The organism is Herbiconiux oxytropis, assembly GCF_024979315.1.
Lineage (GTDB): Bacteria > Actinomycetota > Actinomycetes > Actinomycetales > Microbacteriaceae > Herbiconiux > Herbiconiux oxytropis.
Map to the genome: position 1 here is coordinate 95,112 of NZ_JANLCK010000008.1, position 22,938 is coordinate 118,049.

Sequence of the window (22,938 nt, forward strand, 5' to 3'; positions counted from 1 at the left end):
AATCACGTTAACTCTCTTTCATCCAGGTGACGATCGGCATTAGAGTCGCCCGCATGACGACGACGCATCCCTCCTCGACGCCTTTCTCGGCCGAGGACTTCCGAGCGAACTTCCCGCCCCTTGCGAACATGGTGCACCTGGCCAGCTGCAGCCAGGGTGCGCTCTCGAATCAGCTCTCCGCCTCGCTGACCGCGGTCACCGACTCCATCACCGACTCCGCGGCCCCCTGGGGTCTCTGGATGGACGAGGTGGAATCCCTGCGCGTGCGCATCGCGGCCTTCATCAACGCTTCGCCTGACGAGATCGCCATCGTCCCCTCGGCCTCCGAGGCCGCGTACCAGATGGTCTCGAGCTTCGACTGGTCGAAGGGCGGCGCCATCCTCACCTCGAATCTGGAGTTCCCCTCAGTCGGCCACGTGCTGCGGGCCCAGCAGGCCAACGGGGCCGAGATCCGCTCGATCGACGACCGCATCGCCGCGCTCGAGGCCGACGCGTGGGCGCCCCTCATCGACGAGGGAGTCAGGCTCGTGTCTGTGCCGCTCGTGAGCTACCACGACGGATCGCGTGCCGACGCGGCCGCCGTCACCGAGCTCGCGCACGCGGCGGGCGCCCGGGTGTTCGTCGATGCCTATCAGGGCGCGGGCGTCGTGCCCATCGACGTCAAGGCGCTCGACTGCGACTACCTCACGACCGGATCCCTGAAGTACATGCTCGGTCTCGCCGGCGTCGCGTTCCTCTACGTGCGCGGTGGCATCACGAGCGATCGGATGCCAGAACTCACCGGCTGGTTCGGCCGGGTCGACCCCTTCGCCTTCGACCCCGCGCTCGTCGACTACCCCGAGACCGCACGCCGCTTCGAGAGCGGAACCCCGGCCGTCCCCGCGGTGTACGCCGCCGGCGCCGGACTCACTCTGCTCGAGTCGATCGACCAGGAGGCCGGCTGGGCGCACGTCGTGCGGCTCAGCGACCTGCTGGCCGACGGGCTCACCGAGCTCGGCGTCGAGCTCAGCCGCCCGGCCTCGGCGGCGCGCCGCGGCCCCCAGGTGGCGCTCTACGACGACGACCCGGTGGCGCTCTCGGCCGCCATCCACGAGCACCGCGTCATGTCGGCGCCCCGCAGCCGCCTGCTGCGGCTGTCGCTGCACTACTACAACACCGAAGCGGACGTGAAGGCCGCGCTCACCGCCATCGCCGCCGCGCGCCATGGGAAGGACGCATCGTGACCGACAGCAAGGCCCCGGCCAGCGAGCAGGCGACGGCCCACGAGCCGCTGACCTTCCGCGTCGGCATGCTCGGCGCACTCATCGCGCCCTTCGTCTTCCTCATCGGCGTGATCGCCTACTTCGTGGTCTTCGCCGTCTTCGACATGAACGCCCTCACCGCATCCGGGCTCGCCGGCCTCATCATCGCGGCGCTGTTCTCGCGCAAGTACAGCCGGTTCTGGGACGCGGTGATCTCGGGCGTCTCGTCGCGCCCCTCGGTCACGCTTCTGCTGATCCTGCTGACGGTGAGCCTCGTCTCGGCGCTCATCACGGCCACCGACGTCTCGGGCGGCTTCGTCTGGCTCGCGAGCACCCTCGGCGTGAGCGGTGGAGTCTTCATCGCCGTCATCTTCCTCATGGCCTGTGCCATCTCGATGTCGACCGGCACCTCGATCGGCACGCTCTTCACCGCGTTCCCGATCTTCTACCCGGCCGGCGTGCTGCTCGGGGCCGATCCTCTGCTCCTGGCCGGAGCCATCCTCTCGGGAGCGCTCTTCGGCGACAGCCTCGCGCCGATCTCCGACTCCACGATCGTCTCGGCCTCGACCCAGCGCTACCGGCGCAAGGTCGGCACGGCCGAGATCGGCGGCGTCGTGCGGTCGCGGGCGAAGTTCGCGCTGCCGGCCGCAGCCGTCAGCGCCATCCTGTTCCTCGTGATCGGTTCCGCGGTGTCGCCGGGCACCGACATGAGCGCCGCCGACATCGTCGACGCAACGGGGGCCGGCCCGCTGCCGCTGATCATGCTCGTGCCGATCGCGCTGCTGCTCTTCACGGCGTTCTGGAAGCGCGACATCTTCCTCGCCACGACCGTGGGACTCATCGCGGGCACCGTGCTGGGCCTCGTGACCGGTCTGCTGGACTTCTCCGACATCATCTCGGCGAACGACGACGGCACCCCCGGCGGATTCCTCGTGGCGGGCGTCGGCGACATCATCCCGCTGATCGGCCTCGGCATCGTGATCTTCGGCATGATCGGCGTGCTGCAGGAGGCCGGGGTGTTCGACGCGATCGTGAACGCCGCGAGCCGCTCGGCGTTCGCGAGGACGCCACGCGGAGCGGAGGTCGTGATCGGCCTCGGTGCACTCGCCACGGCGACCGTGTTCGCGGGCGTGAACGGGCCGTCGATGATCATGTTCGGCCCCGTGGCCGACCGGATCGGCGCCGCGGCCGGGCTGCACCCCTACCGCCGGGCCAACGTGATGGAGGGCTTCACCCTCGGCCTCGGCTCGGTGGTGCCGATCGTGAGCTCGTTCCTGCTCATCGCGAGCCTGCTCACCCAGGGCCACGAGGGTGTTCCGGAGGTCGCGGCGCCCGCCATCTTCCTCGGCGCCTTCTACCCGCTCGCGCTCACCCTCGTGATCGCCATCTCGGTGCTGACCGGCTGGGGTCGCCGCTTCGAGGGCGAGGGCGGCGCCGAGAGTCGCACGCCGGTCCCGCCCGTCGACTGAACCCCGGCCCGATGGGGAGTTGTGCCCATTGAGGGCGGCGCGGTGCTGGGCGACGCTGGAGGGAGCCATAAGGCCCGGACACGACCGAAGGGGAGATCGATGCGCAGCGAATCGCAGACGGCGACACGGAGAACGAGTGCACACCGGCGGTGGGGCGGGGGGACGACAACCCTCCGACGCTCGATCGCGTCGGTCGCCTTCGCCGCGCCCGTCGCGCTGCTGCTGGCGGCCTGCGGTGTGCCTGCCGACCTCACGGTGGGCGAGAGCGCCGGCATCTCCGGTGGATCCCTGACGATCACCTCGATCGAGGAGCGGCCGGCCTCCGATCTCGTCGATATCGAACTCGACGAGCTCGAGGGCCAGACCCCGTACTTCGTGCACTACGAGGTGGAGTTCGACGGAGCTGACGACTCCCTCGACAGGAGCCTGTGGAAGGGTTCCGCTTCGAGCGGCGAGGTGACTCCGCTGAACATCATCGACATCGGCGGGAACTTCGACTGCAACCCGACCGGTGACGTGACCGAGGGGCAGGCGGAGGGCTGCCAGCTCCTGATGGTCGAGAGCGGGGCCACGCTGGAATCCGTCGGCTACGGTGCGGCGGGCCGATGGACGGTGTCGGACTCCTAGAAGACAGGCGGCCGGCCCCGCGATCGCCGAGCCGGCCGCAGGGGCTACATCGTGAGCGGCTGGCCGAGCAGCACGCGGCCGAGCGAGGCGAGCAGCACGTCGTGCTGGGCGCCGATGTGGGTGCGGTACATCGCCGCGTCCGTGTAGTACTTGCCGAGCTTGGTGCCCGCGAGGCCGGCCGAGGTGGTGCCGGCGGTCGAGAACGCCACGTCGATGGCCTCCTGCGAGAGCCGGGCCGCCTGCACGATCTGGCCACGGATGCGCACGTCGTCGCGCGTGGTGAACTCCGGCCCGCCGTCGACCCAGGCCTGGTTGCGCTCGGCGAACTCGCGCACGGCGGCCAGCAGCAGGGCCTCGGAGGCTTCGGCGAGCGACACGACCTTGCCGTACCAGAGCTGGTACTCGGGCGACTCGCTGCGCGGGATGCGCGGCGGGAAGCTCGATCCGCGGTCCATCAGCCGTTCGTACTCGTCCATGCAGGCGAGCGCGCAGCCCACCATGGTCTGGGTGAGCCCGGCGATGAAGATCGACGAGGTGCGCCCGAGGTAGAGCGGGTTCTCGTGCAGCTGGTAGCCAGGGGTCCCGTCGGCGCCCCACTCGATGTCCTTGAAGTTGAACGGCACCGCGTTGTAGGAGGCCACGAACGCGTCGTCGATCTCGATCGAGTTCGACGACGAGGCGTGCAGGCCGATGGTGCGGCCCTCGCCCCAGTCGTCGATGATCGTGAAGTCCTCGCGGGGCAGGATGAACATGAACGGCTTCTTCGAGCCGTCGGGCTGCTCCACGAACGCGACCGGCATGAAGTGGGTGCTGAAGGTGCAGCCCGAGTTGTAGTCCCAGCGGCCGGAGAGCCGGTAGCCGCCCTCGACGAGGGTGACCGTGGCCTTCTGCGGGAACGCGCGCGAGGCCGAGATGAAGGGCTCGGCGGCGAACGCCTCCTCCTGGGCGCGCTCGGGGAAGTGCGAGGCGAACTGGTAGGCGTGGCTCGAGCCGAGCTCCCACGACCAGCCCACGCCGGGGTCGCCGCGCGAGATCTCGACGGCGACCTTGAAGTAGGTCTCGAGGCCGAGCTCGAGCCCGCCGTACTTCTTGGGGCGCAGGATGTCGTAGAGCCGGCCGGCCACGAAGGCGTCGTGGATCTCCTGGGAGTAGGTGCCGAGCTTCGCGTGCTCGGGCTGGAGCTCACGGAGGCGGTCGCGCAGCCCCCTGGCGTAGGCGACGAGGTCGTCGGCCGTGGGGGAGTCCGTGACCGGGGTGTCTTGCAGTAGCGACATGCGTGCGTCTCCGATTCGCGTCATTGCGGTTCCGGCGCGCGGCCGAGACTCGGTATTTATAGTGGTTATAACTATATGGATGTCCGGCTCGTCCTGCAAGCACCTCTTCGGCCGCGCGTTACACTGCTTCGATGACCGGCACCCCGCCCCGTTCCGAGCTCCTCGGCGAGATCGGCCAGTCCGTGATCGACTCCTTCCGCTACCTCCAGCGCGAGGTCACCGTGCCGCACGCGGGCCTCATCCACATCACTCGCTCCGAGGCCGACATCATGCGCATCCTGATGGAGGAGCCGGGCACGACCGTGACCGAGATCGCGCGCGCCTTCGGACAGCACAAGAGCAACACGAGCGCCAGGATCGCGGCCCTCGTGGAGAAGGGCCTGGCCGAGAAGCGCTCGGCGGCGGGCGACGGCCGGGAGGTGCGGGTCTACCCCACGGTCACGGCCCGCACGAACCTCGAGGGCTACCGTCAGGTCTGGGCCGAGCACCTCGAGCCGCTCTCCACGGCCTCCGACGAGCGGCTCGCCATCGCGGCCGAGGTGCTCGGTGAGATCGCGGAGGCACTCGCCCGGGGAACCACAGCTAGCTCGTCGGAAAACCCACGCCCGTGAGCTCCTCCGACACCTCCCAGACCCGTCGGGCCTGGTCGAGCCCCGTCAGCCGCGAGTAGAGCGGCTGCTCCGCCGGGGCGCCGCCGAGGTGCCCCGGCCCCTTCGGGCCGTAGAGCCGGCCGCCCACGGCGTCGGGCGAGGCGGCCGCGTAGAGCGCCGGCAGTGCCGCCGACTCGGGGGTGCCGAGCAGGATGCCCCGGGCCGACAGCCACCGGATCACCCGGACGCTCCGGGTGTCGACGCTCCGCCCGAGCTCGGGCCGCGCCGCGAGCAGGCTCGTGGGGGCGACGCCCGGGTGCGAGAGGTTGCTCGAGATGCCCCAGCCGAGCTCGGAGCTCCGGCGCTCGAGCTCGAGCCCGAAGAGCCCGAAGGCGATCTTCGACTGGCTGTAGGCGCGCCCACCGTGGTACGAGCGCTCCCAGGCGAGATCGTCCCAGTTGATGCCGTAGCTGTTCGCCGCGATGCTGATCTGCGAGGTCACGCGCGCCTTCCCGGCCTTCAGCAGCGGCAGCAGGTGCGCCACGAGGGCGACGTGGCCGAGGTGGTTGGTGCCGAACTGCGACTCGAAGCCGTCGGCGGTCCGCTGCAGCGAGGGGGGTGTCATGACCCCGGCGTTGTTCACGAGCAGGTGGATCGGCGCGCCCTCGTCGAGCAGCACCCTGCCGAGGGCCGCGACCGACGCGAGTGACGACAGGTCGAGCGTGCGGAGCGACACCGTCGCATCCGGCGCCTGCTCACGGATGATCGCCAGGGCCGCCTCGCCCTTCTTCGGGCTGCGCACCGGCAGCACGAGCTCGGCGCCGGCGGCGGCGAGGCGCGCGGCGATCCGCAGGCCGATGCCGTCGCTGCCGCCCGTGAGCACCGCGCGGCGGCCGGTGAGGTCGGGGAGGGTGAGATCGGTCGTGGTGTGAGGCATGTGCGGCTCCTGTGGTCTTGTGTCCCCCGAGCCTCCGGCATCCGCCGATCCGCATCCAGGACTCGTCAGGTCACTGCTGCGGATGCCACGGCTCCGGTAGAAAGGGAGTCGACGAGGAGGGCGGTGCGACCGTGATCGATCGCGAGGGCATGGCCGGGTTCCTGCTGCGGCGGAGACAGGCGCTGCAGCCGGAGGACGTGGGACTGCCGCGCGGGCCGAGGCGCCGCACGAGCGGGCTGCGTCGGGAGGAGGTGGCGGCGCTCTGCCACATGTCGCCCGACTACTACGCCCGGATCGAGCGGGGCACGGGCCCGCAGCCCTCGGAGCAGATGATCGCGTCGATCGCTCAGGGGCTGCATCTCACGGTCGACGAGCGCGACCACCTCTTCGAGCTGGCGGGCCATCGCCCTCCGGTGCGTGGGGTCTCGGCCGACCACATCAGTCCGGGCCTGCTGCGCGTGCTCGACCGCCTGCAGGACACCCCGGCCGAGATCGTCACGGAGCTGGGGGAGACGCTGCGGCAGACCCCACTCGGCGTCGCGCTCACGGGAGACATGGCCGCCCTGCCCGGCCCGATGCGCAGCATCGGCTACCGCTGGTTCGCCGATCCCGCCAGCCGCTCGCTGTACCGAGCCGACGAGCACGAGTACCTCTCCCGGCTGTGGGTCTCGGGGATCCGCGAGGTGCTGGGCCGCCGGGGCCGACCGTCCCGCGCGGCGACGCTCTGCGACGACCTGCTCGAGCGCAGCGCGGAGTTCCGGGCGCTGTGGGACGAGCACGAGGTCGGCCTCCGCCCGCACGAGACCAAGCACTTCGTGCATCCCGAGCTGGGCGCCCTCGAGCTCACCTGCCAGAGCCTGCTCGACCCGGTGCAGTCGCACTCGCTGCTCGTCTACACCGCCACTCCCGGCACCGAGTCGCACGAGAAGCTGCAGCTGCTCTCGGTGCTCGGCTCACAGCCCCTGGCCTGACTCCGTCACCTGGTCGGCTGGCAAGCCGGTCTGCGGCCGACGGCGTCAGACGCTGCGGAACTCGGGCTCGCGCAGGTTCTGCACGCCCAGGAAGAAGGCGCGGGAGGCGACGGGGTCGCCCTCCACCCGCTGGTACAGCTCGAAGGCCTCGTCGATGTCGGCCTTCACGCCGTCGTAGACGAGATGCTTGAACCGGCTCGCGGTGGGGGAGGCCTTCTCCAGGAACGCCGTGCGCCGGCGTTCGGCGTAGTCGTCGAGGGCTTCCTCACCGGCCTCGCCCGCGAGCACGGCGCCGAGGCGGTCGACGAGCAGCTCCACGTCGAAGACCCCGGTCGTGAGCCCCATCGCCCCCGTGGGATTGGTGAGGTGCGCGGCATCGCCCGCGAGCAGCACGCGGCCCACTCGGTACGACTCGGCCGAGCGCTGGTGCATGTGGTACGGCGAGTACTGCACGAGCTCGTACTGCTTGTCGCCCGGCAGGAACGCCTGCATGAACGCGTCGATCCGCTCGGGGATGCTCTCCTCCGGCAGCTCCTCGCTCTCAGCGAAGGTCACCCGCCAGAGGCCGTCGCGGTCGAGCAGGGCCACGATGCAGCCGAGCTCGGCATCCATCACCATGTTCGCCCGGTGGTAGCCGTGCGCCTCGAAGTCGAAGCGGATGTTCGTGGCCACGAACCGGTCGTCCCAGGTCATGCCCGGGAAGCCGAGGCCGAGGAGCTTCCGCACCGTGCTGCGCCCGCCGTCGGCACCGATGAGCCAGTCGCCCGTGATCGTGCGACCGGAGTCGAGGGTGACGGTGACCGAGTCGTCGTGCTGCTCGATCGCGGCGAGGCCGTCGCCCCAGAGCACGGTCGCGTTCGGCAGCTCGTCGAGGTGCTCCACGCAGATGCGGCCGAGCGCACCCTGCCCGAGGTTCAGGTTGTAGGGGAAGGGCACGACGCCCTCCATCACGGAGTTGCCGATGAACACCGACTCGTCGGTGGAGGGCCGGCGGAAGGAGTTGCCCTTCACGATCACACCCTCCGCCTCGGCGTCGGCGCGCACCCCGAACTTCTCGAGCACCTCGAGCACGCACCAGTGGTAGACGGCGGCGCGCGGCGAGTCGTTCAGCGCCGTCTCGCGCTCGAGGACCGTGACCGTGACGCCCTGGCGGGCCAGTGCGAGTGCCGCGAGGAGCCCCACGGGCCCTGCTCCGGCGACGATGACGTGGGCGGCTCCGCTCGTGCTGTCCATCGGGTTCCTTCCGTCAGGGCGTGAGCACGCCGGTGATGTCGTCGAGGGCGAGCGAGCGACGCACGACGGTGTCGATCTCGTCGAGCGCGTAGGTGCGCGTGACGAACGGGCTCGGATCGAGCTCGCCCGACTCGAGCAGCGAGATGAAGCGCGGCATGTCGGTGCGCGGGCTGATCTGCCCGTTCTGGCAGCCGAGGATGCGCTTGCCGTGCACCGTGAGCTGCAGCTGGGGCAGGTCGACCTCGGTGGCCGAGTGGGCCACACCGGCGAGCACGACCGTGCCGGCCCGCCTGGCCATCATGACGGCCTGGCGGGTGGCGATCGCGGGCCCCGCCGCCTCGATCACGACGTCGGCGCCCCGGCCCTCGGTGAGCTGCTGCACGGCGGCCACCGGATCGCTGCTGCCGGAGTCGACGGTGTCGGTCGCCCCCATCGAGACGGCGAGCTCCCGACGGCCGGGGTGGCCGTCGATCCCGATGATGCGCCCGGCGCCCGCGAGCCGGGCGGCCTGCACGGCCCAGAGCCCGAGATGACCGAGGCCCACCACGGCGACGGACTGACCGGGCTGCACCTCACCGATCGTGAAGACGGCGCCGAGCGCGGTCGAGACCCCGCAGCCGAGCAGGCACGCGACCTCGTCCGGCAGCGAGTCGGGGAGCCTGTGCACCTGGATGGCCTGCACGAGCATCCGCTCGGAGTAGGCACCCACGCGCCCGGCCGCCCGCACGTCGCGGCCGTCGGGGAGAGTGGCCACGACGGGATCCGAGCCGTCCATCAGCACCGAGCACTGGTCGGGGCGGCCGATCCCGCAGTAGAAGCACTCGCCGCACTCCGGGGTGCCGGCCACCACCACGCGGTCTCCCGGTGCGAAGCCCCTGACCGCGCTGCCGACGTGCTCGACCACGCCCACCGCGGTGTGTCCGAGCACGACCGGCGGCTGCTTGCGCCGCATCGCTCGCCAGCCCATCCAGTCGGTGGAGCAGAAGGGCGCGGCCGTCGTGCGCACGACGAGCTGGCCGGGGGCCGGCTCGGCGAGCTGCATGGGGCCGACGTAGAAATCGCTCTCGAACTGCGTGAGAACGGCGGCGCGGGTCTGCACGGCGGCTAGACCGGTTCCCCGCCGCTGTGGATGAGGCGCGCGACGTGGCCACGGAGGTGGATGAACGCGGGATCCTCGCGGGTCGTGATCTGGTCGCGCGGTTCGGCGAGCTCCACCCGGATGTCCTCCACGAGGGTCGCGGGCGGGCGCGAGAGCACGAGCACGCGGTTGGCGAGGTAGACGCTCTCGTCGATGTCGTGGGTGACGAAGAGGATGGTCATGTCGTAGCGGTCGCGGATCGAGAGCACGAGATCCTCGAGGCCCTCGCGGGTCTGAGCGTCGACGGAGGCGAACGGCTCGTCCATGAGCATGAGCTTCGGCCGGTAGGCGAGCGCGCGGGCGATGGCGACGCGCTGCTGCATGCCGCCGGAGAGCTGCCATGGGTAGCGCTTCTCGAAGCCCTTGAGCCCCACGGCCTCGAGCGACTCGTCGACGAGGGCCTTGCGCTCGGGCTTCGAGAGCGAGGAGCCGGCGATCGGGAACGCGACGTTCCGCTCCACCGAGAGCCACGGCAGGAGCGAGCGGCTGTAGTCCTGGAACACCATCGCCATGCCGTCCGGCACCCCGGTGTTCTTCTTGCCGTTGACCCACACGGCCCCCTCGCTCGGCTGCAGGAGCCCGGCGAGGGTGCGCAGGAGGGTCGTCTTGCCGGCGCCGGAGGGGCCGACGATCGAGACGCATTCTTTGGGCATGACCTCGAAGTTGAGGTCGTGGATGGCGTGGTGGGCGGTGTCGCCGCGCCCGTAGGTGTGCGAGACGTGGTCGACGACGACCGCGGCGCCCGGCGTGCCGGGAGCGGTGCCGGCCGGTCGCGTCGGAGCCGCACCCTGCGTGGGCGCACCGGCGCTGGTCGTGGGGAGGCTGTCGGTCATGGGAGCACCGTCTTTCAGATCTTCTGTCGGGAGAGCTTGTGCCAGGAGAGGACGCGGTTCTCCACGGCGTCGAGCACGAAATTGATGAGCAGGCCCAGGATGGCGAGCGCGAGCATCCACGACCACATGTTGAGCAGCTGGAACCGGCCCTGAGCCTGGATCAGCTGGAAGCCGATGCCGTTGGAGGCGAGGATGAACTCCGACACGATCGCGAGCAGCAGCGCCGCGGTGCTCGCGATCCTGAGGCCGGCGAAGATCTTGGGGCTCGCCGCCGGGAGCACGATGCTGAACAGCCGGCGTGCGGGCGAGATCTTGAAGACCTTGCCGAGATCGAGCATCGTGCGGTGGATTGAGCCGACTCCGGAGGCGGTGTTGATGAGCACGAACCAGGAGACTCCGTAGGCGATGAAGATGATGCGCATGTCGTCTCCGCCGCCGAGCAGGATGATGAACAGCGGCAGTGTGGCCGTGGCGGGGATCGACCGCAGGAACTCCACGATGGGCGTCACGGTCTCGCGCGAGCCCTGGCTGAGGCCCATGGCCGTGCCCACCACGATGCCCCACGCCGCGCCGATGGCGTAGCCCGCGAGCATCCGCCCCACGGTGGCGAGGAAGTCGTTGTAGAACACCTCGGTGAAGACCGCGTCACCGCCGAAGAGCAGCTTCACGAGGTTCTCGGCGATGTCGACGGGCGGCGGGAAGAAGGGCGACGGTGCGACGGTGGTGGCGATCTGCCAGAGCACGACGAGCACGGCGAGCGGGATGAAGAAGTAGCCGAGGGCCACGAGCACGCCGCGTCCACGGCCGGGGCGCCCCGGCCGGGCTGCGCGCTCGGCCCGCTCGGACTTCCGGGTGTTCTTCTCGGGTGCGACGGTCATCACGCACCTCCTCTCGCGGTGGCGTCCCAGCCGAAGAAGCGACGCTCCAGCCAGCCGATGCCGAGGTTGATGACGAGGCCGAGGAGACCGGCGGTCACGGTGGCGGCGAGCACGGCGAGATAGCTCTCGGCGTCGCTGAACGCGCGCTCCCGCGAGATGAAGGCGCCGATGCCCTGGGCTCCGCCGGCGATGAGCTCGACCGTGATCACCACGATGAGCGCGATCGACGAGGCGATCCGGATGCCGGTGACCACGAAGGGCGCGGCCGAGGGGATGACGACGCGGCGGATGACGCCGAAGCGGCTCACCCCGAAGCTGCGCGCCATCTCCTTGGCGTAGGGGTCGACGTCGTGCACGCCGTAGAGGGTGTTGAACATGATCGGCCAGATCGCGGCGAAGACCACGATCACGAGCTTCATCTCGAGGCCCGCGCCCAGCACGAGCAGCACGAGCGGCACGAGGGCGACCGGCGGGATCGGGCGCATGAGCTCCACGATCGCGCGGGCGCCGCGGTAGGCGGGCCGGAACATGCCGAGCACGACGCCGACGGGGATCGCGATGGCGCAGGCGATGAGCATGCCGTAGACGTAGGTGAGCAGCGTCGAGAGCACGTCGGCGCGGAAGACCTCGTCGCCCCAGAGGGTGATGGCCTTCCACAGCACGCTCGAGAACGGCGGCAGGAAGTTGGTGTTGACGAGCCCGGAGCGCGACACGATCTCGAGCAGCAGGATGAGCCCGACCACGCCCGCGAGCCCCCGCAGCACGGCGTTGCGTCGGGCGGTGCTGCGCGGCTTCTGCGCGCGGGGCGGCGTGGGGCCCGTGGTGGGGGCGGGGGGAGCAGGGGTGGCGATCGCCAAGGTCGGGTCTCCAGACGGACGGATGCGGCCGGTCGAGCGGGCTGGCAGGAGGGGGTGGGGCGCCTTCACGCGGTGGTGAGGGCGCCCCGGTGCCTCACGCGGCGTCGCAGCTCTCGGGAGCCGGGAGCACGTACTCGGTGAGGTCGAACTCCTCGGTGAGGCGTCCGCTCTCGAAGTAGACGTCGGCGTTGCGCTGGATCTCGTCGAGACGGTTCTCCGACTGGTAGTCGAGCATCACCTCGGCGGCGGCGACCGCAGGGGGTGCGCCGAGGAAGGCCGAGAACTGCTCCTCGAAGTAGGCGCGGTCCTCGACCAGGGCGCCCTGCGCGTCGAAGAGCGAGCACTGGATCGCGGCGATCGTGTTGGGGTTGGCCTCGGCGAACTCCCGCGACGCGACCCAGCCGGACTCGGCCATGCCCTCGTAGTCACCGGCTCCGTAGTCGAAGACCGAGACGCCGCCGAGGGCGCGAACGGCCGCGAGGGTCGGCCCGACGGCGCTCGAGGCGTCGATCGTGCCCTGCTCGAGCGCCGCGGCGACCTCGCCGTAGGGCAGCTCGACCCAGTCGACGGCGTCGGGGTCGAGACCCTCCTTGAGCATCGCGTCGCGGAGCTTGATGGCGTGGCTCGACGACAGCGAGATCACGTTGACGGTCTTGCCCTCGAGGTCGGCGAGCTCGGTGATGCCGGAGGACGGGAGCGCCTCGAGCGAGCTGGTCAGCGGCGAGCTGGCCCAGCCCTCCGCGATCACCACGAGGTCGAGGCCCTGCTGGATGGCGTCGATGACGCCGAAGTAGCTCGTGTTCGCGGCCGCGGCGTCGCCGGAGATCACCGAGGTGACGGCCACACCGCTGTTGTCGACGAAGTAGGGCTCGATGGTGAGGCCGTACTCGGCGCCGAACTCGTCGGCGGCGGTCTGGAGCGGGATGGTCCCGGGGCCCTTGATGCCGGTGAGTGAGACGTCGGTGGTCTCGGGGGCGAACGGATCGCCCGGGGCCACCTCGTCGGCGACGCTGCCGCCGGAGTCTCCCCCGGAGGACCCGCCCGAGGAGCAGGCGGCGAGGGACGCCGCGAGGCCGAGGGCTGCGACGCCCGCGAGGGCGCGGATCAGGCGCTGAGTGTGCTGTGGACGTGCAGACATGATGAAGGGTCCTCTCCATTGAGACAGATCATGGCTTTTGTCGGACAATAATATGATCTGCCGGAATGGTCAAGGCCCCCCACCCCCGTTCGGAGGGTGTCGGAGGGCGACTGCTCAGGTCGCGTCGGACGACTTCTCCGAGAGCCGCAGGCTCTTCAGCGCCGTCTTCGAGGCGTTGCGCACGTGGGTGGCGCACAGCTGCGCGGCGAGGGCGCCGTCGCGGCGGAGGGCCGCCTCGGCCATGGCCTGCAGCTCGGCCGCGGCCTCCTCGGCGCGCCCGGGCTCGCCCATCGACGTGGCCCGCAGGATGCGCACGCGGGCCTGGATGCCCTCGATGATGTTCTTGAGTGCCGGGCTCGCGGCCCCCTCGATCAGCACGACGTAGAGCACGTCCTTCGCGTCGAGCACGACGCGGATCTCGTTGCTGCCGGCCGTGGCGGTCGCGAAGTGGTCGACGGCGTCCTTCAGGCGCTGGAGCTGCTCGTCGGTGGCGCGCTCGACGAATCGCTCGACGAGGATCGCCTCGAGCACCGCGCGGATCTCGTACAGATCCTCCGCCTCGGCCAGCGAGGGAGCGCTCACGATGGCACCGCGCTGGGGGACGACCGTCACGAGCCCCTCGCTCGTCAGCTCGCGCAGGGCCTCCCGGATGGTGGTGCGGGAGACGCCGAGCTGCTCGATCAGTTCGCGCTCGACGAGCCGCTGACCCGGCCGGAGGGTGAAGTCGAGGATGGCCGAGCGGAGAGCGGTGATCACCTGCTCGCGCAGCGGTGCCGCCACGCGTTCCACATGGGCGCTCGACCAGGCCGCGGAGAGGGTGTTGGGAGCGGTCATCATAGGTCCTAACTGCGTGATGGTGTGCCGATCATACAGGGAGCCCGTGACGGACCAGGGGAAGGCGGGCGGCGCGAATCGGGGTTGCGACGCAGGCGCGGCGCTTGACAATATATTATCGTCAGACAATCTGCGGCAGACGATCGGATGCGACGACGCATCCGGCGGCCGCGACGACCGGTTCTCCGGGGCAGTGAAAGGCGGCACGATGACGTACGCAGGACTCGAAGGCAAGGTCGCGATCGTGACGGGAGGCGTCGGCGGCATCGGCTCGGCCGTCGTCGACCGGCTCTCGGCGGCGGGGGCGCGCCTCGTGATCGTCGACCTCGACGGCGACCGCGCGAAGGCGGCGGCCGACGCGCTCGAGGGCGAGGCCATCGGTGTGGGCGCCGACGTCTCGACCGAGGCGGGCGTGGACGCCTACCTCGAGGCGGCGATCCAGACCTTCGGATCGGCAGACCTCCACCACCTCAACGCCGGGATCGCCGGCAAGCCCCGGATCCAGCTGACCGACGCGACCGTCGACGAGTGGGACGCCGTGATGGCCGTCAACCTCCGTGGCCCGTTCCTCGGCACCCGGGCGGCGCTACGCCACTTCGTGAAGACCGGCACGACGGGATCGATCGTCGTCACGGCCTCGATCGCTAGCCTCCGGGGCGCGTCCGACCTCCTCGCCTACACCACGTCGAAGCACGGCGTCATCGGCCTGGTGCACGGCGCCGCCGTCTACGCCGGTCCGATCGGCGTGCGCGTGAACGGGGTCGCTCCCGGCATCGTGCCGACGCCGATCTTCGGCGAGGCGGGCATCCAGGACATGAAGAAGCGCGCGAGCACGTCTCCGCTCCGCCGCGCCGGAGAGCCCGACGAGGTGGCCGCTGCCGTGGCATTCCTGCTCAGCGACGACTCCTCCTACGTCACGGGGGCCGTGCTCTCGGTCGACGGCGGCGCGAGCGTGCAGAACACGAACCGGTGGGGCGGCGGCGCAGGGCTCTGGGATCCGGCGCCCGTGGATGCGGACCTCATCGCCGCATTCGAAGCCTGATTGTCATACGATATTGACATCATACAATCCGTGGGCAACCATGGGTCTCGGAACCGCGACGACGCGGTCCGGCAGTTTCGAAGGGGAAACCGCATGTACATCGTGACCGGAGTGGGCGGCTACGTCTCGGGCGCAGTCGCCCGGCAGCTGCTGGAAGAACTCGGACCGGACCAGCTCGTGGTGACCAGCCGCGACGACGCGACTCTCGCCGAGTGGCGGGAGCTCGGTGCCACCACGCGACGGGCCGACTACGGCGACAAGGAGTCGCTCGTGGCGGCGTTCCAGGGGGGAACGCACCTCTTCATGGTCTCGGCCATGGAGGCGGGGCCGAGCCGGCAGGCTCAGCACCGCAACGCGGTCGAGGCGGCGGTCGAGGCCGGGGTGGAGCACATCGTCTACACCTCGTTCATCGGCACCGAGCGCCCCGAGGTCAACTCGGTGGAGGTGGCCGACCACAAGTTCACCGAGGGCCTGATCAAGGACAGCGGCATCACCTGGAACTTCCTGCGCAACAACCAGTACGCCGACGCGATGGCCGAGAACCAGGCCGCGATCGCCATCACCTCCGGCCAGAGCATCGGCAACGCCGGCGACGGCACGGTGGCGTTCGTGGCCCGCGAGGACGTGGCCGCCGTGGCTGCCGCGGTGCTGAAGGGCGAGGGCGAGCCGAACACGGGCTACGACGTGACGGGCCCGGAGCTCCTCACCTATCGCGAGGTCGGCGAGATGATCGCCGAGCTGAGCGGTGCGCCCATCCAGATCGTCGACCTCACCGACGACGAGATGTACGCCATGTGGGATGCGCTCGGCGTGCCGCGCGACGCCACGGGCGACTTCTCGAACTCGCCGGTCCCGTGGGCCAGCGACGGCATGGTGACCTTCGGGCAGATGATCCGCGCCGGGCACCTCGGCCGCACCACCGACGTGGTCGAGCGCTTCACGGGCCGCGCTCCGCGCACCCTCCGCGATCTCATGCTCGAGCGGCGGGCCGGCTGGCCGCCTGTGCCCACGGTCGTGCCCGAGGGGGCCTGACGGTGAGCGAGCAGTACCAGTTCACCGTCGTCAAGTACGGCACCCGGCACGGCCACCGCTCCGAGGTCTACCTCAACTACCACGTGCACGGGCAGCCCGACGGCCCCATCGACATGGACTACTTCGTCTGGGTCGCGCGCAACGAGAACCGCACGATCCTCTTCGACACCGGCTTCTCGGTGCAGGGCGGGGCCAATCGCAACCGCACCTTCGTGGCCGAGATCCCGGACATCTACGACGCCCTCGGCATCGACATGTCGGCGGAGCAGACCCTCGTGATCACCCACGCCCACTACGACCACATCGGCAACCTCGCGGCCTTCCCGAAGGCGCAGATCGTGATCGCGCAGGCCGAGCTCGACTTCTGGCTCTCGTCGATGGGCACGCGGGCGCAGTTCCGCTGGTCGACAGAGCCCGAGGAGATCGACGCGCTGCGGCAGGCCCTCGACGAGGGCCGGGTGACGGCCTTCGAGGGGTCGTTCCAGGTGGCCCCCGGCATCGAACTGATCGAGGTCGGCGGGCACACGCCCGGCCAGGCCATCGCCCGAATCGCGACCAGCGAGGGCGACGTGCTGTTGGCCTCCGACGCCCTGCACTACTACGAGGAGTTCGACGAGGACATGCCCTTCGCCTACGTGGCCGACCTGCCCGCGATGTACGCCGGGTTCGACCGCATCCGGGAGCTGCTCGATTCGGGCGTGCAGCACCTCGTGAGCGGGCACGACCCCGACACGCTCAACCGCTTCACCCTCGTGGAGGAGGGCCCGCTCGCCGGGATCTCCGCCACCATCGGAACCCTCCGGAAGGACGCCTGACATATGACCGACGTGATCGGATTCATCGGACTCGGCAACATGGGCGGTCGCATGACGCGCCGTGTGGTCGACGGCGGTGTGGAGGTGCTCGGCTTCGACATGCAGCGCTCCGCCGTGGAGGCCGCGGGCGCGAAGCCGCTCGGCTCGGCCGCCGAGGTGGCGGGCGCGAGCGACGTCGTCTTCCTCTCGCTGCCGGACAGCAAGGTGGTCGAGAAGGTCGTGCTCGAAGACGAGTCGTTCATCCCGGCCCTCCGCGAGGGCGCCGTGGTGGTCGATCTCAGCACCGCCGCCCCCGCCTCCACCAAGCGCATCAGCGCGCGGCTGGCAGAACGCGGCGTCGCGTACCTCGACGCCGGCATCTCCGGTGGCGCGGCGGCCGCCGAGAAGGGAGCGCTGACCCTCATGGTGGGCGGTGACGCGGCGGCGCTCGAGCGCGTGCAGCCCGTGCTCGCCCACTTCGCCACGAACGTCTTCCTCATGGGAGACTCCGGGGCCGGCCACAGCACGAAGCTGCTCAACAACTTCCTGAACGCCATCAGCCTCGCGGCCACCGCGGAGGTCATGGTGGCGGCGAAGAAGGCGGGGCTCGACCTCGCCACGGTGCTCGATGTGCTCAACTCCAGCTCGGGCGTGAACTTCGCCACCCTCAACCGGTTCCCGAAGATCATCACGGGCGACTACCTCAAGGGCGGCCTCACGAACGCGCTGATGATGAAGGACGTCGTGCTCTACGTCGACCACCTGCACGAGCTGGGCGTCGCCTCGCTCAACTCCGCCGGACCACTCGCGAGCTTCGGCCTCGCCCAGTCGCTCGGCTACGGCCAGGAGATCAGCAACACCGTCGTCGACGCGATCGGAGACGTCTCGGGGCGCGTGCGACTGCACGAGCCGGAATCGACCCCACGACACGAAGGACAGAAGCCATGACCGACCAGGAGACGACGAAGCAGGATGCCTCGAAGCACGGCTCGAAGCACGACGCCACGCGGGGTGAGACCTATGAGGCTGGTCTGAACGTGCGCCGCGAGGTGCTCGGGGCCGCGCACGTCGATCGCTCGCTCGGCGCCGTCACGGAGTTCTCCCGCCCCATCCAGGAGCTCGTCACCGAGTACTGCTGGGGAGCGGTCTGGACCGACGACGGCATCGACCGCCGCACCAGGAGCCTGCTCAACCTCGTGATGCTCACGGCACTCAACCGCTCGCACGAGCTGGGGGTGCACGTGCGCGGCGCGATCCGGAACGGAGTCACGATCTCCGAGATCCAGGCGACCCTCATGCAGACCGCCATCTACGTGGGCGTGCCGGCGGCGCTGGAGTCGTTCCGCGTGGCCGAGGCCAAGCTCGACGAGATGAAGGCGGCCGGCGAGCTGTGAGCGATGTGAATGAGCCCGAGGTGAATCAGCCCGATGTGAAGCAGACCGTCGGCTTCGTGGGCCTCGGCAACATGGGCGGCCCCATGTCGGAGCGCCTCGTGGCCGCCGGCTACCCCGTGGTGGGGTTCGACCTCGCACCCGCCGCCCGTGAGCGGCTCGCCGCGGCCGGGGGCGCCGCCGCCGAGACCGCAAGCGACGTCGTGGCGCAGTCGGACGTCGTCATCCTCATGCTGCCGAACTCCGACATCGTCGAGAGCGTGCTGACCGGCCCGGACGGCGTGCTCGCCGCTGCCCGCCCCGGCACGCTGTTCGTCGACATGAGCTCGTCGGAGCCGCTGCGCACCCGCTCCCTCGCCGAGGTCGTCGACGCGGCAGGATCGCGCCTCATCGACGCTCCCGTCTCGGGCGGCGTCAAGGGAGCCGTCGCCGGCACCCTCACGATCATGGTGGGCGGTGCCGAGGAGGATCTCGCCCGCGCGCTCGGCGTGCTCGAGGTGCTCGGCAAGCCCGCCCTCATCGGCGGCATCGGCGCGGGGCACGCGCTCAAGGCCATCAACAACCTCATGTCCGCCGCGCACCTCTGGGTCACGAGTGAGGCGATGCTCACGGGCATCGAGTTCGGCCTCGACCCGAATGTCATGCTCGAGGCCATCAACACCTCGAGCGGGCGCAGCGGATCGACGCAGCTGAAGTGGCCGAACTTCATCGTGGGCGAGACCTACGACTCGGGCTTCGGGCTGAGCCTGATGCTGAAGGACATGAAGATCGCGACGGGTCTCGCCGAGAGTCTCGGCGTGCCGCATACGCTGAGCGACAGAGCCGTAGAGCACTGGAGCGCCGCGAGCGGCGACCTGGGCCCCGCCGCCGACCACACCGAGGTGGCGCGCTGGCTGCGCGAGCGCGAGAACGAAGGGACCGCGAAGTGACAGACGACGCACGAAAAGCCGAGATCAAGCGGGAGTACGAGGAGTCCCACGGCGAGTGGGATGCCGGCACCCAGGCGGTGCTCGACCTCGACCCCGAGTTCCTCGCCTCGTACTCGAAGCTCGCCGGCGTGCCCGCGAAGGTCGGCGCCCTGCCGGAGAAGGTGCAGCACTTCGTGCGCCTCGCCGTGGCGGCGAACTCGACCCACCTCTACCTGCCGCCCGTGCGCGGTCACATCCGTCGTGCCCTCGCCGCCGGAGCGACCCCCGAGGAGGTCATGGAGGTGCTGGAGTGCTGCGCCACCCTCGGCATCCACTCCATGAACATCGGCGTGCCGATCCTCGTCGACGTGCTCGAGCAGGAGGGCAAGCGCACGGAGGCCGCCGAGTTCGACGGGTACCAGGAGCGCCTCAAGGCCGAGTTCACCGAGAAGCGCGGCTACTGGCACTCGTTCTGGAACGAGATCCTCGAGCTCGCTCCCGAGTTCTTCGACGCCTACACCGAGTTCTCCTCGGTGCCGTGGGTGAGCGGCACGCTCGAGCCCAAGGTCAAGGAGTTCATGTACATCGCCTTCGACACGGCGGCGACGCACCTCTACACCTCCGGCCTCCGCCTCCACATCGAGAACGCGGTGCGCTACGGCGCCAGTGCCGCCGAGATCGTGGAGGTCATGGAGATCGCGGCGACGCTCGGCATCCACGGCGTCTTCGAGGCTGCCCCGATCCTCGTCGAGGAAGCGCGGAAGCTCTCATGACCCCGGACACCACCCCCTACGAGCTCAGCGACGAGGCCGCAGCACGGTTCCGCGACGTGCTCGGCGACGACGCGGTCGTGACCGACCGTGCGGGCCGCGACGAGTACGCCGATCCGTACTGGATCAAGGGCGACCGCACCTACGACTCCTCCGCCGTGCTCTACCCCACGAGCACCGAGCAGGTTCAGGCCGTCGTGCGCCTCGCCGACGAGCTCGGTGTGCCGCTGTGGGTCTCGTCCCAGGGCCGCAACAACGGCTACGGCGGCCCCTCGCCGCGCGTCGCCGGATCGGTGCTGGTGAGCCTGCGCCGAATGAACAAGGTGCTCGAGATCAACGCCCAGCTCGCTTACGCCGTGGTGGAGCCCGGCGTGAGCTGGATGGACCTGCACGCGGCCATAGCCGAGGCGGGGCACGACGACCTGCTCATCTCGGTGCCCGACCTCGGCTGGGGCTCCGTGGTGGGCAACTCGCTCGACAGCGGCATGACCTACCTGCCGCTCGGCGTCGACTTCCAGGCCCCCACCGGCATGGAGGTCGTGCTCGCCGACGGGTCGCTGCTTCGCACAGGCATGGGCGGCATCCCGAACTCGAAGTCGTGGCACGCCTACAAGCGGGGTCTCGGCCCGTCGCTCGACCCGCTGTTCGTGCAGTCGAACTTCGGCATCGTCACGAAGATGGGCTACTGGCTCATGCGCAAGCCCGCGGCCTACGCTCCGCTGTTCCTCACGGTGCCGCGCGACCACCAGCTCGAGCAGGCCATCGACATCCTGCGCGAGCTCCGGCTCGACGGCGTCATCCGCGGCGTTCCCGTCATGCAGAACACCCTCACCCTCGCCTCGCACTTCCCTGAGCTGCTCGGCCAGATGCAGGCCGGTGGGGCCCTCGGCCCCGAGCAGCTCGACGAGCTCGCCGACATCTCGGGCGTCGGCCGCTGGGGCATGCGCACCGCGGTCTGGGGCGACGAGGTCGTCGTGGCGCGGCACGTGGAGAAGATCACCGAGGCGTGGTCGGCGATCGAGGGATCCCGGGTCGACCACCACCGCACCTACCTGCACGACGAGTGGGACCAGATCGAGCACTTCGTCGACAAGGTGCAGGCCGGCATCCCGAACCTCGACATGCTCGAGTCGCTGCCGCCGGACTTCGGTCACGTGGGCTTCTCGCCCGCCGTCCCCCTCGTGGGATCGGAGATGCGGAAGGTCATGGACACGCTCGAGGAGATCGTGACCCGTGACACCGGCAACAGCTTCCTCGTGGGCATCTGCGTCTCGAGCGAGCGCAGCGCGCTCGTGGTGAGCGGCTTCGGCTTCAACACCGCCGATGTGGAGGAGACCCGCAACGCCTACGCCACCGTGAAGACGATGATCCGGGAGGTGGGGAAGCTCGGCTACGGCGAGTACCGCGCCCATCTCGACTTCATGGAGGAGGCCACCGCCGAGTTCTCCTTCGGCGACCACGCCTACCGCCGCTTCGTGGAGCGGATCAAGGACGCCGTCGACCCCAAGGGCATCCTCTCGCCCGGCCGGCACGGCATCTGGCCGTCCTCCCGACGAAACCCCTGACCCTCCGCCCACCTCTTCCCCAAGGAGCAACGATGCCCCAGGTCTCCGACGCGGATCTCTCCGCCCTCCGTTCCGAGCTGGACGGCCCCCTGTTCGAGCGCGGCGACGAGGGCTACCAGCCCGAGATCGACGGCTTCAACTCGCTCTCTCCCATGCGGCCCGACTACGTGGTGGGCGCCACCTCGGAGGCGGACGTGCAGGCGGCGGTGCGGTTCGCCGGCGCGCACGGCCTCGAGGTGAGCGTGCAGGCCACGGGTCACGGCTCCTATCGGGGTGTCGACCACGGCGTGCTCATCCGCACCCACCGGCTCGACTCGGTGACGGTCGACCCGGCAGGGCCGACGTTCACCATCGGGGCGGGCGCGCGCTGGATGGGGATCCTGCCGCACCTCGGCGAGCACGGCCTAGCCGCCGTCACCGGATCCTCCCCGAGCGTGGGAGCCGTGGGCCTCGTGCTCGGCGGGGGCATCGGCCCGCTCAGCCGCACGCTCGGCTGGGCCGCCGACCGCGCCGTGTCGTTCCGCGTGGTGATCGGCGACGGATCGGTCGTCGTGGCGAGCGCCGAGAGCGAGCCCGACCTGTTCTGGGCGCTCAAGGGCGGCAAGGTGGGCCTCGGCGTGGTCACCGAGCTCACCCTCCAGGCGCTCGAGCTCACCGAGATCTACGGCGGAGGCCTGTTCTTCGCGCAGGAGGACATCGCCACCGTGCACCGGGCCTGGTTACCGTGGGCGAAGAGCCTGCCCGAGTCGGCGAACACCTCGATGTCGATCGTGCGGCTGCCGCCTGTCGGCGTGCCCGAGCCGCTGGCGGGGCGCACGCTCGCCCACCTGCGGTTCGCCTACGTGGAGCAGGGCGCCGAGACGGGCGCGCTGTCGTCGCGGGGCGCCGAGCTGCTCGCCCCGATGCGCGCGGTGGCGCCGGTCTACATCGACGGCGTCGACGTCATGCCCTTCACCGATGTGGGCACCATCCACGCGGAGCCCTTCGGCCCGCTGCCCATCTGGGAGCGCGGTGAGTTCCTCGACGACGTCGACGAGACCTACGTCGAGCGCATCCTCGAGCACGCGGGCGGCGATGTCGAGGCGCCCTTCGCCAACGTCGAGACGAGGCTCCTCGGCGGGGCCATCGCGCGCGACGCCGCGCTGCCCAACGCGATCGGAGGCCGCGGAGCCCAGTTCTCGCTGCTCACCATCGCGGCCGTCATCCCCGGGGTCAACGACCAGGCGCTCCCCGTGGCCGGTCCCGCGCTCTACGACTCGGTGGCCGACTACTCGCACGACGAGATCAACTACAACTGGGCCGGGCACCCGAGCCCCGAGGTCTTCGCGCGGCTGTGGCCCGCCGACATCGCGGCGCGGCTCGCCCAGGTGCGCGCAACCTACGATCCTGCCGGCGTCTTCGCCTACGGGAACTGAC

The 22,938-nt window shown here is 70.2% G+C and carries 23 protein-coding genes; 14 read left to right on the top strand and 9 right to left on the bottom strand.

The genetic code is table 11. The annotated features are described in order from the left end of the window. Positions 1 to 53 precede the first annotated feature (53 nt). The 3 genes from N1028_RS14400 (at position 54) to N1028_RS14410 (ending at position 3,337) form a co-directional block, all read left to right on the top strand. A complete protein-coding gene (locus tag N1028_RS14400) occupies positions 54 to 1,223 on the top strand; it encodes an aminotransferase class V-fold PLP-dependent enzyme (RefSeq protein WP_259530058.1) in 1,170 nt (389 codons plus the stop codon). After that, positions 1,220 to 2,710 carry a Na+/H+ antiporter NhaC family protein gene (locus tag N1028_RS14405; protein ID WP_259530059.1) on the top strand — a complete coding sequence of 497 codons (1,491 nt, stop codon included), beginning with the start codon at positions 1,220 to 1,222 and terminating at the stop codon, positions 2,708 to 2,710. The genes N1028_RS14400 and N1028_RS14405 overlap by 4 nt, the downstream gene beginning before the upstream one ends. A 99-nt stretch (positions 2,711 to 2,809) precedes the next feature. Then, a complete protein-coding gene (locus tag N1028_RS14410; protein WP_259530060.1) occupies positions 2,810 to 3,337 on the top strand; it encodes a hypothetical protein in 528 nt (175 codons plus the stop codon). A gap of 44 nt (positions 3,338 to 3,381) precedes the next feature. Here N1028_RS14410 and N1028_RS14415 read toward each other — a convergent pair whose 3' ends face one another. Beyond that, complete coding sequence (locus N1028_RS14415; RefSeq protein WP_259530061.1) at positions 3,382 to 4,611, bottom strand: acyl-CoA dehydrogenase family protein; 1,230 nt, start codon at positions 4,609 to 4,611, stop codon at positions 3,382 to 3,384. A 131-nt stretch (positions 4,612 to 4,742) separates the two neighbouring features. On the opposite strand from N1028_RS14415, the gene N1028_RS14420 reads away from it, so the two are divergent. Beyond that, positions 4,743 to 5,222 carry a MarR family winged helix-turn-helix transcriptional regulator gene (locus tag N1028_RS14420; protein WP_259530062.1) on the top strand — a complete coding sequence of 160 codons (480 nt, stop codon included), beginning with the start codon at positions 4,743 to 4,745 and terminating at the stop codon, positions 5,220 to 5,222. Here the strand turns inward: N1028_RS14420 and N1028_RS14425 are convergent. Continuing rightward, positions 5,194 to 6,138: an SDR family oxidoreductase gene (locus tag N1028_RS14425; protein WP_259530063.1), complete on the bottom strand. Its 945-nt coding sequence runs from the start codon at positions 6,136 to 6,138 to the stop codon at positions 5,194 to 5,196. The two genes, N1028_RS14420 and N1028_RS14425, sit on opposite strands and share 29 nt — an antisense overlap. A gap of 131 nt (positions 6,139 to 6,269) precedes the next feature. Between N1028_RS14425 and N1028_RS14430 the strand changes: the two genes are divergently transcribed. Continuing rightward, on the top strand, positions 6,270 to 7,109 hold the full coding sequence (locus N1028_RS14430; protein WP_259530064.1) for a helix-turn-helix transcriptional regulator: 840 nt from the start codon (positions 6,270 to 6,272) through the stop codon (positions 7,107 to 7,109). A 45-nt stretch (positions 7,110 to 7,154) separates the two neighbouring features. Here the strand turns inward: N1028_RS14430 and N1028_RS14435 are convergent, their stop codons facing one another. From N1028_RS14435 to N1028_RS14465, 7 genes are all read right to left on the bottom strand, one after another. Continuing rightward, entirely contained in the window at positions 7,155 to 8,342 is a 1,188-nt protein-coding gene (locus N1028_RS14435) for an FAD-dependent oxidoreductase (RefSeq protein WP_259530065.1), read from the bottom strand. A 13-nt stretch (positions 8,343 to 8,355) separates the two neighbouring features. Then, the gene (locus N1028_RS14440) at positions 8,356 to 9,441 is read right to left on the bottom strand and encodes a zinc-binding dehydrogenase (RefSeq protein WP_259530066.1); all 1,086 of its coding nucleotides are present in this window, start codon (positions 9,439 to 9,441) and stop codon (positions 8,356 to 8,358) included. 5 nt (positions 9,442 to 9,446) lie between these two features. Then, entirely contained in the window at positions 9,447 to 10,313 is an 867-nt protein-coding gene (locus N1028_RS14445; protein WP_259530067.1) for an ABC transporter ATP-binding protein, read from the bottom strand. A gap of 14 nt (positions 10,314 to 10,327) precedes the next feature. Further along, on the bottom strand, positions 10,328 to 11,191 hold the full coding sequence (locus N1028_RS14450; protein ID WP_259530068.1) for an ABC transporter permease: 864 nt from the start codon (positions 11,189 to 11,191) through the stop codon (positions 10,328 to 10,330). Beyond that, positions 11,191 to 12,048, bottom strand: coding sequence for an ABC transporter permease (locus tag N1028_RS14455; RefSeq protein WP_259530069.1), 858 nt, complete (start codon positions 12,046 to 12,048; stop codon positions 11,191 to 11,193). Before N1028_RS14455 ends, N1028_RS14450 begins: the two co-directional genes overlap by 1 nt. Before the next feature lie 94 nt (positions 12,049 to 12,142). Continuing rightward, positions 12,143 to 13,186: an ABC transporter substrate-binding protein gene (locus N1028_RS14460; protein WP_259530070.1), complete on the bottom strand. Its 1,044-nt coding sequence runs from the start codon at positions 13,184 to 13,186 to the stop codon at positions 12,143 to 12,145. 114 nt (positions 13,187 to 13,300) lie between these two features. Further along, positions 13,301 to 14,020, bottom strand: coding sequence for a GntR family transcriptional regulator (locus N1028_RS14465; protein WP_259530071.1), 720 nt, complete (start codon positions 14,018 to 14,020; stop codon positions 13,301 to 13,303). A 208-nt stretch (positions 14,021 to 14,228) separates the two neighbouring features. On the opposite strand from N1028_RS14465, the gene N1028_RS14470 reads away from it, so the two are divergent. The 9 genes from N1028_RS14470 to N1028_RS14510 all read left to right on the top strand — a co-directional run bounded on the left by N1028_RS14470 (position 14,229) and on the right by N1028_RS14510 (position 22,937). Then, positions 14,229 to 15,062, top strand: a complete 834-nt coding sequence (locus N1028_RS14470) for an SDR family NAD(P)-dependent oxidoreductase (protein WP_259530072.1) — start codon at positions 14,229 to 14,231, stop codon at positions 15,060 to 15,062. Between the two features lie 93 nt (positions 15,063 to 15,155). Continuing rightward, complete coding sequence (locus N1028_RS14475; RefSeq protein ID WP_259530073.1) at positions 15,156 to 16,094, top strand: NAD(P)H-binding protein; 939 nt, start codon at positions 15,156 to 15,158, stop codon at positions 16,092 to 16,094. Between the two features lie 2 nt (positions 16,095 to 16,096). Beyond that, entirely contained in the window at positions 16,097 to 16,909 is an 813-nt protein-coding gene (locus N1028_RS14480) for an N-acyl homoserine lactonase family protein (protein ID WP_259530074.1), read from the top strand. Positions 16,910 to 16,912: 3 nt separating this feature from the next. Further along, positions 16,913 to 17,836 carry an NAD(P)-dependent oxidoreductase gene (locus tag N1028_RS14485; protein WP_259530075.1) on the top strand — a complete coding sequence of 308 codons (924 nt, stop codon included), beginning with the start codon at positions 16,913 to 16,915 and terminating at the stop codon, positions 17,834 to 17,836. Beyond that, a complete protein-coding gene (locus N1028_RS14490) occupies positions 17,833 to 18,282 on the top strand; it encodes a carboxymuconolactone decarboxylase family protein (RefSeq protein ID WP_259530076.1) in 450 nt (149 codons plus the stop codon). The genes N1028_RS14485 and N1028_RS14490 overlap by 4 nt, the downstream gene beginning before the upstream one ends. Before the next feature lie 20 nt (positions 18,283 to 18,302). Beyond that, positions 18,303 to 19,208 (top strand): NAD(P)-dependent oxidoreductase, encoded by a 906-nt coding sequence (locus N1028_RS14495; protein ID WP_259530077.1) that lies wholly within the window; start codon positions 18,303 to 18,305, stop codon positions 19,206 to 19,208. Then, entirely contained in the window at positions 19,205 to 19,960 is a 756-nt protein-coding gene (locus N1028_RS14500) for a carboxymuconolactone decarboxylase family protein (protein ID WP_259530078.1), read from the top strand. Before N1028_RS14495 ends, N1028_RS14500 begins: the two co-directional genes overlap by 4 nt. Next, positions 19,957 to 21,522 (top strand): FAD-binding oxidoreductase, encoded by a 1,566-nt coding sequence (locus tag N1028_RS14505; protein ID WP_259530079.1) that lies wholly within the window; start codon positions 19,957 to 19,959, stop codon positions 21,520 to 21,522. Before N1028_RS14500 ends, N1028_RS14505 begins: the two co-directional genes overlap by 4 nt. Positions 21,523 to 21,554: 32 nt before the next feature. Then, positions 21,555 to 22,937, top strand: a complete 1,383-nt coding sequence (locus N1028_RS14510) for an FAD-binding oxidoreductase (RefSeq protein WP_259530080.1) — start codon at positions 21,555 to 21,557, stop codon at positions 22,935 to 22,937. Position 22,938: the final 1 nt, after the last annotated feature.

What these genes read in the sequence shown, in the direction of transcription:
- N1028_RS14465 (WP_259530071.1), bottom strand. Translation starts at nt 14,020, where the DNA reads ATGACCGCTCCCAACACCCTCTCCGCGGCCTGGTCGAGCGCCCATGTG.
- N1028_RS14410 (WP_259530060.1), top strand. Translation starts at nt 2,810, where the DNA reads ATGCGCAGCGAATCGCAGACGGCGACACGGAGAACGAGTGCACACCGG.
- N1028_RS14510 (WP_259530080.1), top strand. Translation starts at nt 21,555, where the DNA reads ATGCCCCAGGTCTCCGACGCGGATCTCTCCGCCCTCCGTTCCGAGCTG.
- N1028_RS14420 (WP_259530062.1), top strand. Translation starts at nt 4,743, where the DNA reads ATGACCGGCACCCCGCCCCGTTCCGAGCTCCTCGGCGAGATCGGCCAG.
- N1028_RS14505 (WP_259530079.1), top strand. Translation starts at nt 19,957, where the DNA reads ATGACCCCGGACACCACCCCCTACGAGCTCAGCGACGAGGCCGCAGCA.
- N1028_RS14450 (WP_259530068.1), bottom strand. Translation starts at nt 11,191, where the DNA reads ATGACCGTCGCACCCGAGAAGAACACCCGGAAGTCCGAGCGGGCCGAG.
- N1028_RS14425 (WP_259530063.1), bottom strand. Translation starts at nt 6,138, where the DNA reads ATGCCTCACACCACGACCGATCTCACCCTCCCCGACCTCACCGGCCGC.
- N1028_RS14475 (WP_259530073.1), top strand. Translation starts at nt 15,156, where the DNA reads ATGTACATCGTGACCGGAGTGGGCGGCTACGTCTCGGGCGCAGTCGCC.
- N1028_RS14445 (WP_259530067.1), bottom strand. Translation starts at nt 10,313, where the DNA reads ATGACCGACAGCCTCCCCACGACCAGCGCCGGTGCGCCCACGCAGGGT.
- N1028_RS14485 (WP_259530075.1), top strand. Translation starts at nt 16,913, where the DNA reads ATGACCGACGTGATCGGATTCATCGGACTCGGCAACATGGGCGGTCGC.
- N1028_RS14435 (WP_259530065.1), bottom strand. Translation starts at nt 8,342, where the DNA reads ATGGACAGCACGAGCGGAGCCGCCCACGTCATCGTCGCCGGAGCAGGG.
- N1028_RS14460 (WP_259530070.1), bottom strand. Translation starts at nt 13,186, where the DNA reads ATGTCTGCACGTCCACAGCACACTCAGCGCCTGATCCGCGCCCTCGCG.
- N1028_RS14470 (WP_259530072.1), top strand. Translation starts at nt 14,229, where the DNA reads ATGACGTACGCAGGACTCGAAGGCAAGGTCGCGATCGTGACGGGAGGC.
- N1028_RS14490 (WP_259530076.1), top strand. Translation starts at nt 17,833, where the DNA reads ATGACCGACCAGGAGACGACGAAGCAGGATGCCTCGAAGCACGGCTCG.
- N1028_RS14415 (WP_259530061.1), bottom strand. Translation starts at nt 4,611, where the DNA reads ATGTCGCTACTGCAAGACACCCCGGTCACGGACTCCCCCACGGCCGAC.
- N1028_RS14400 (WP_259530058.1), top strand. Translation starts at nt 54, where the DNA reads ATGACGACGACGCATCCCTCCTCGACGCCTTTCTCGGCCGAGGACTTC.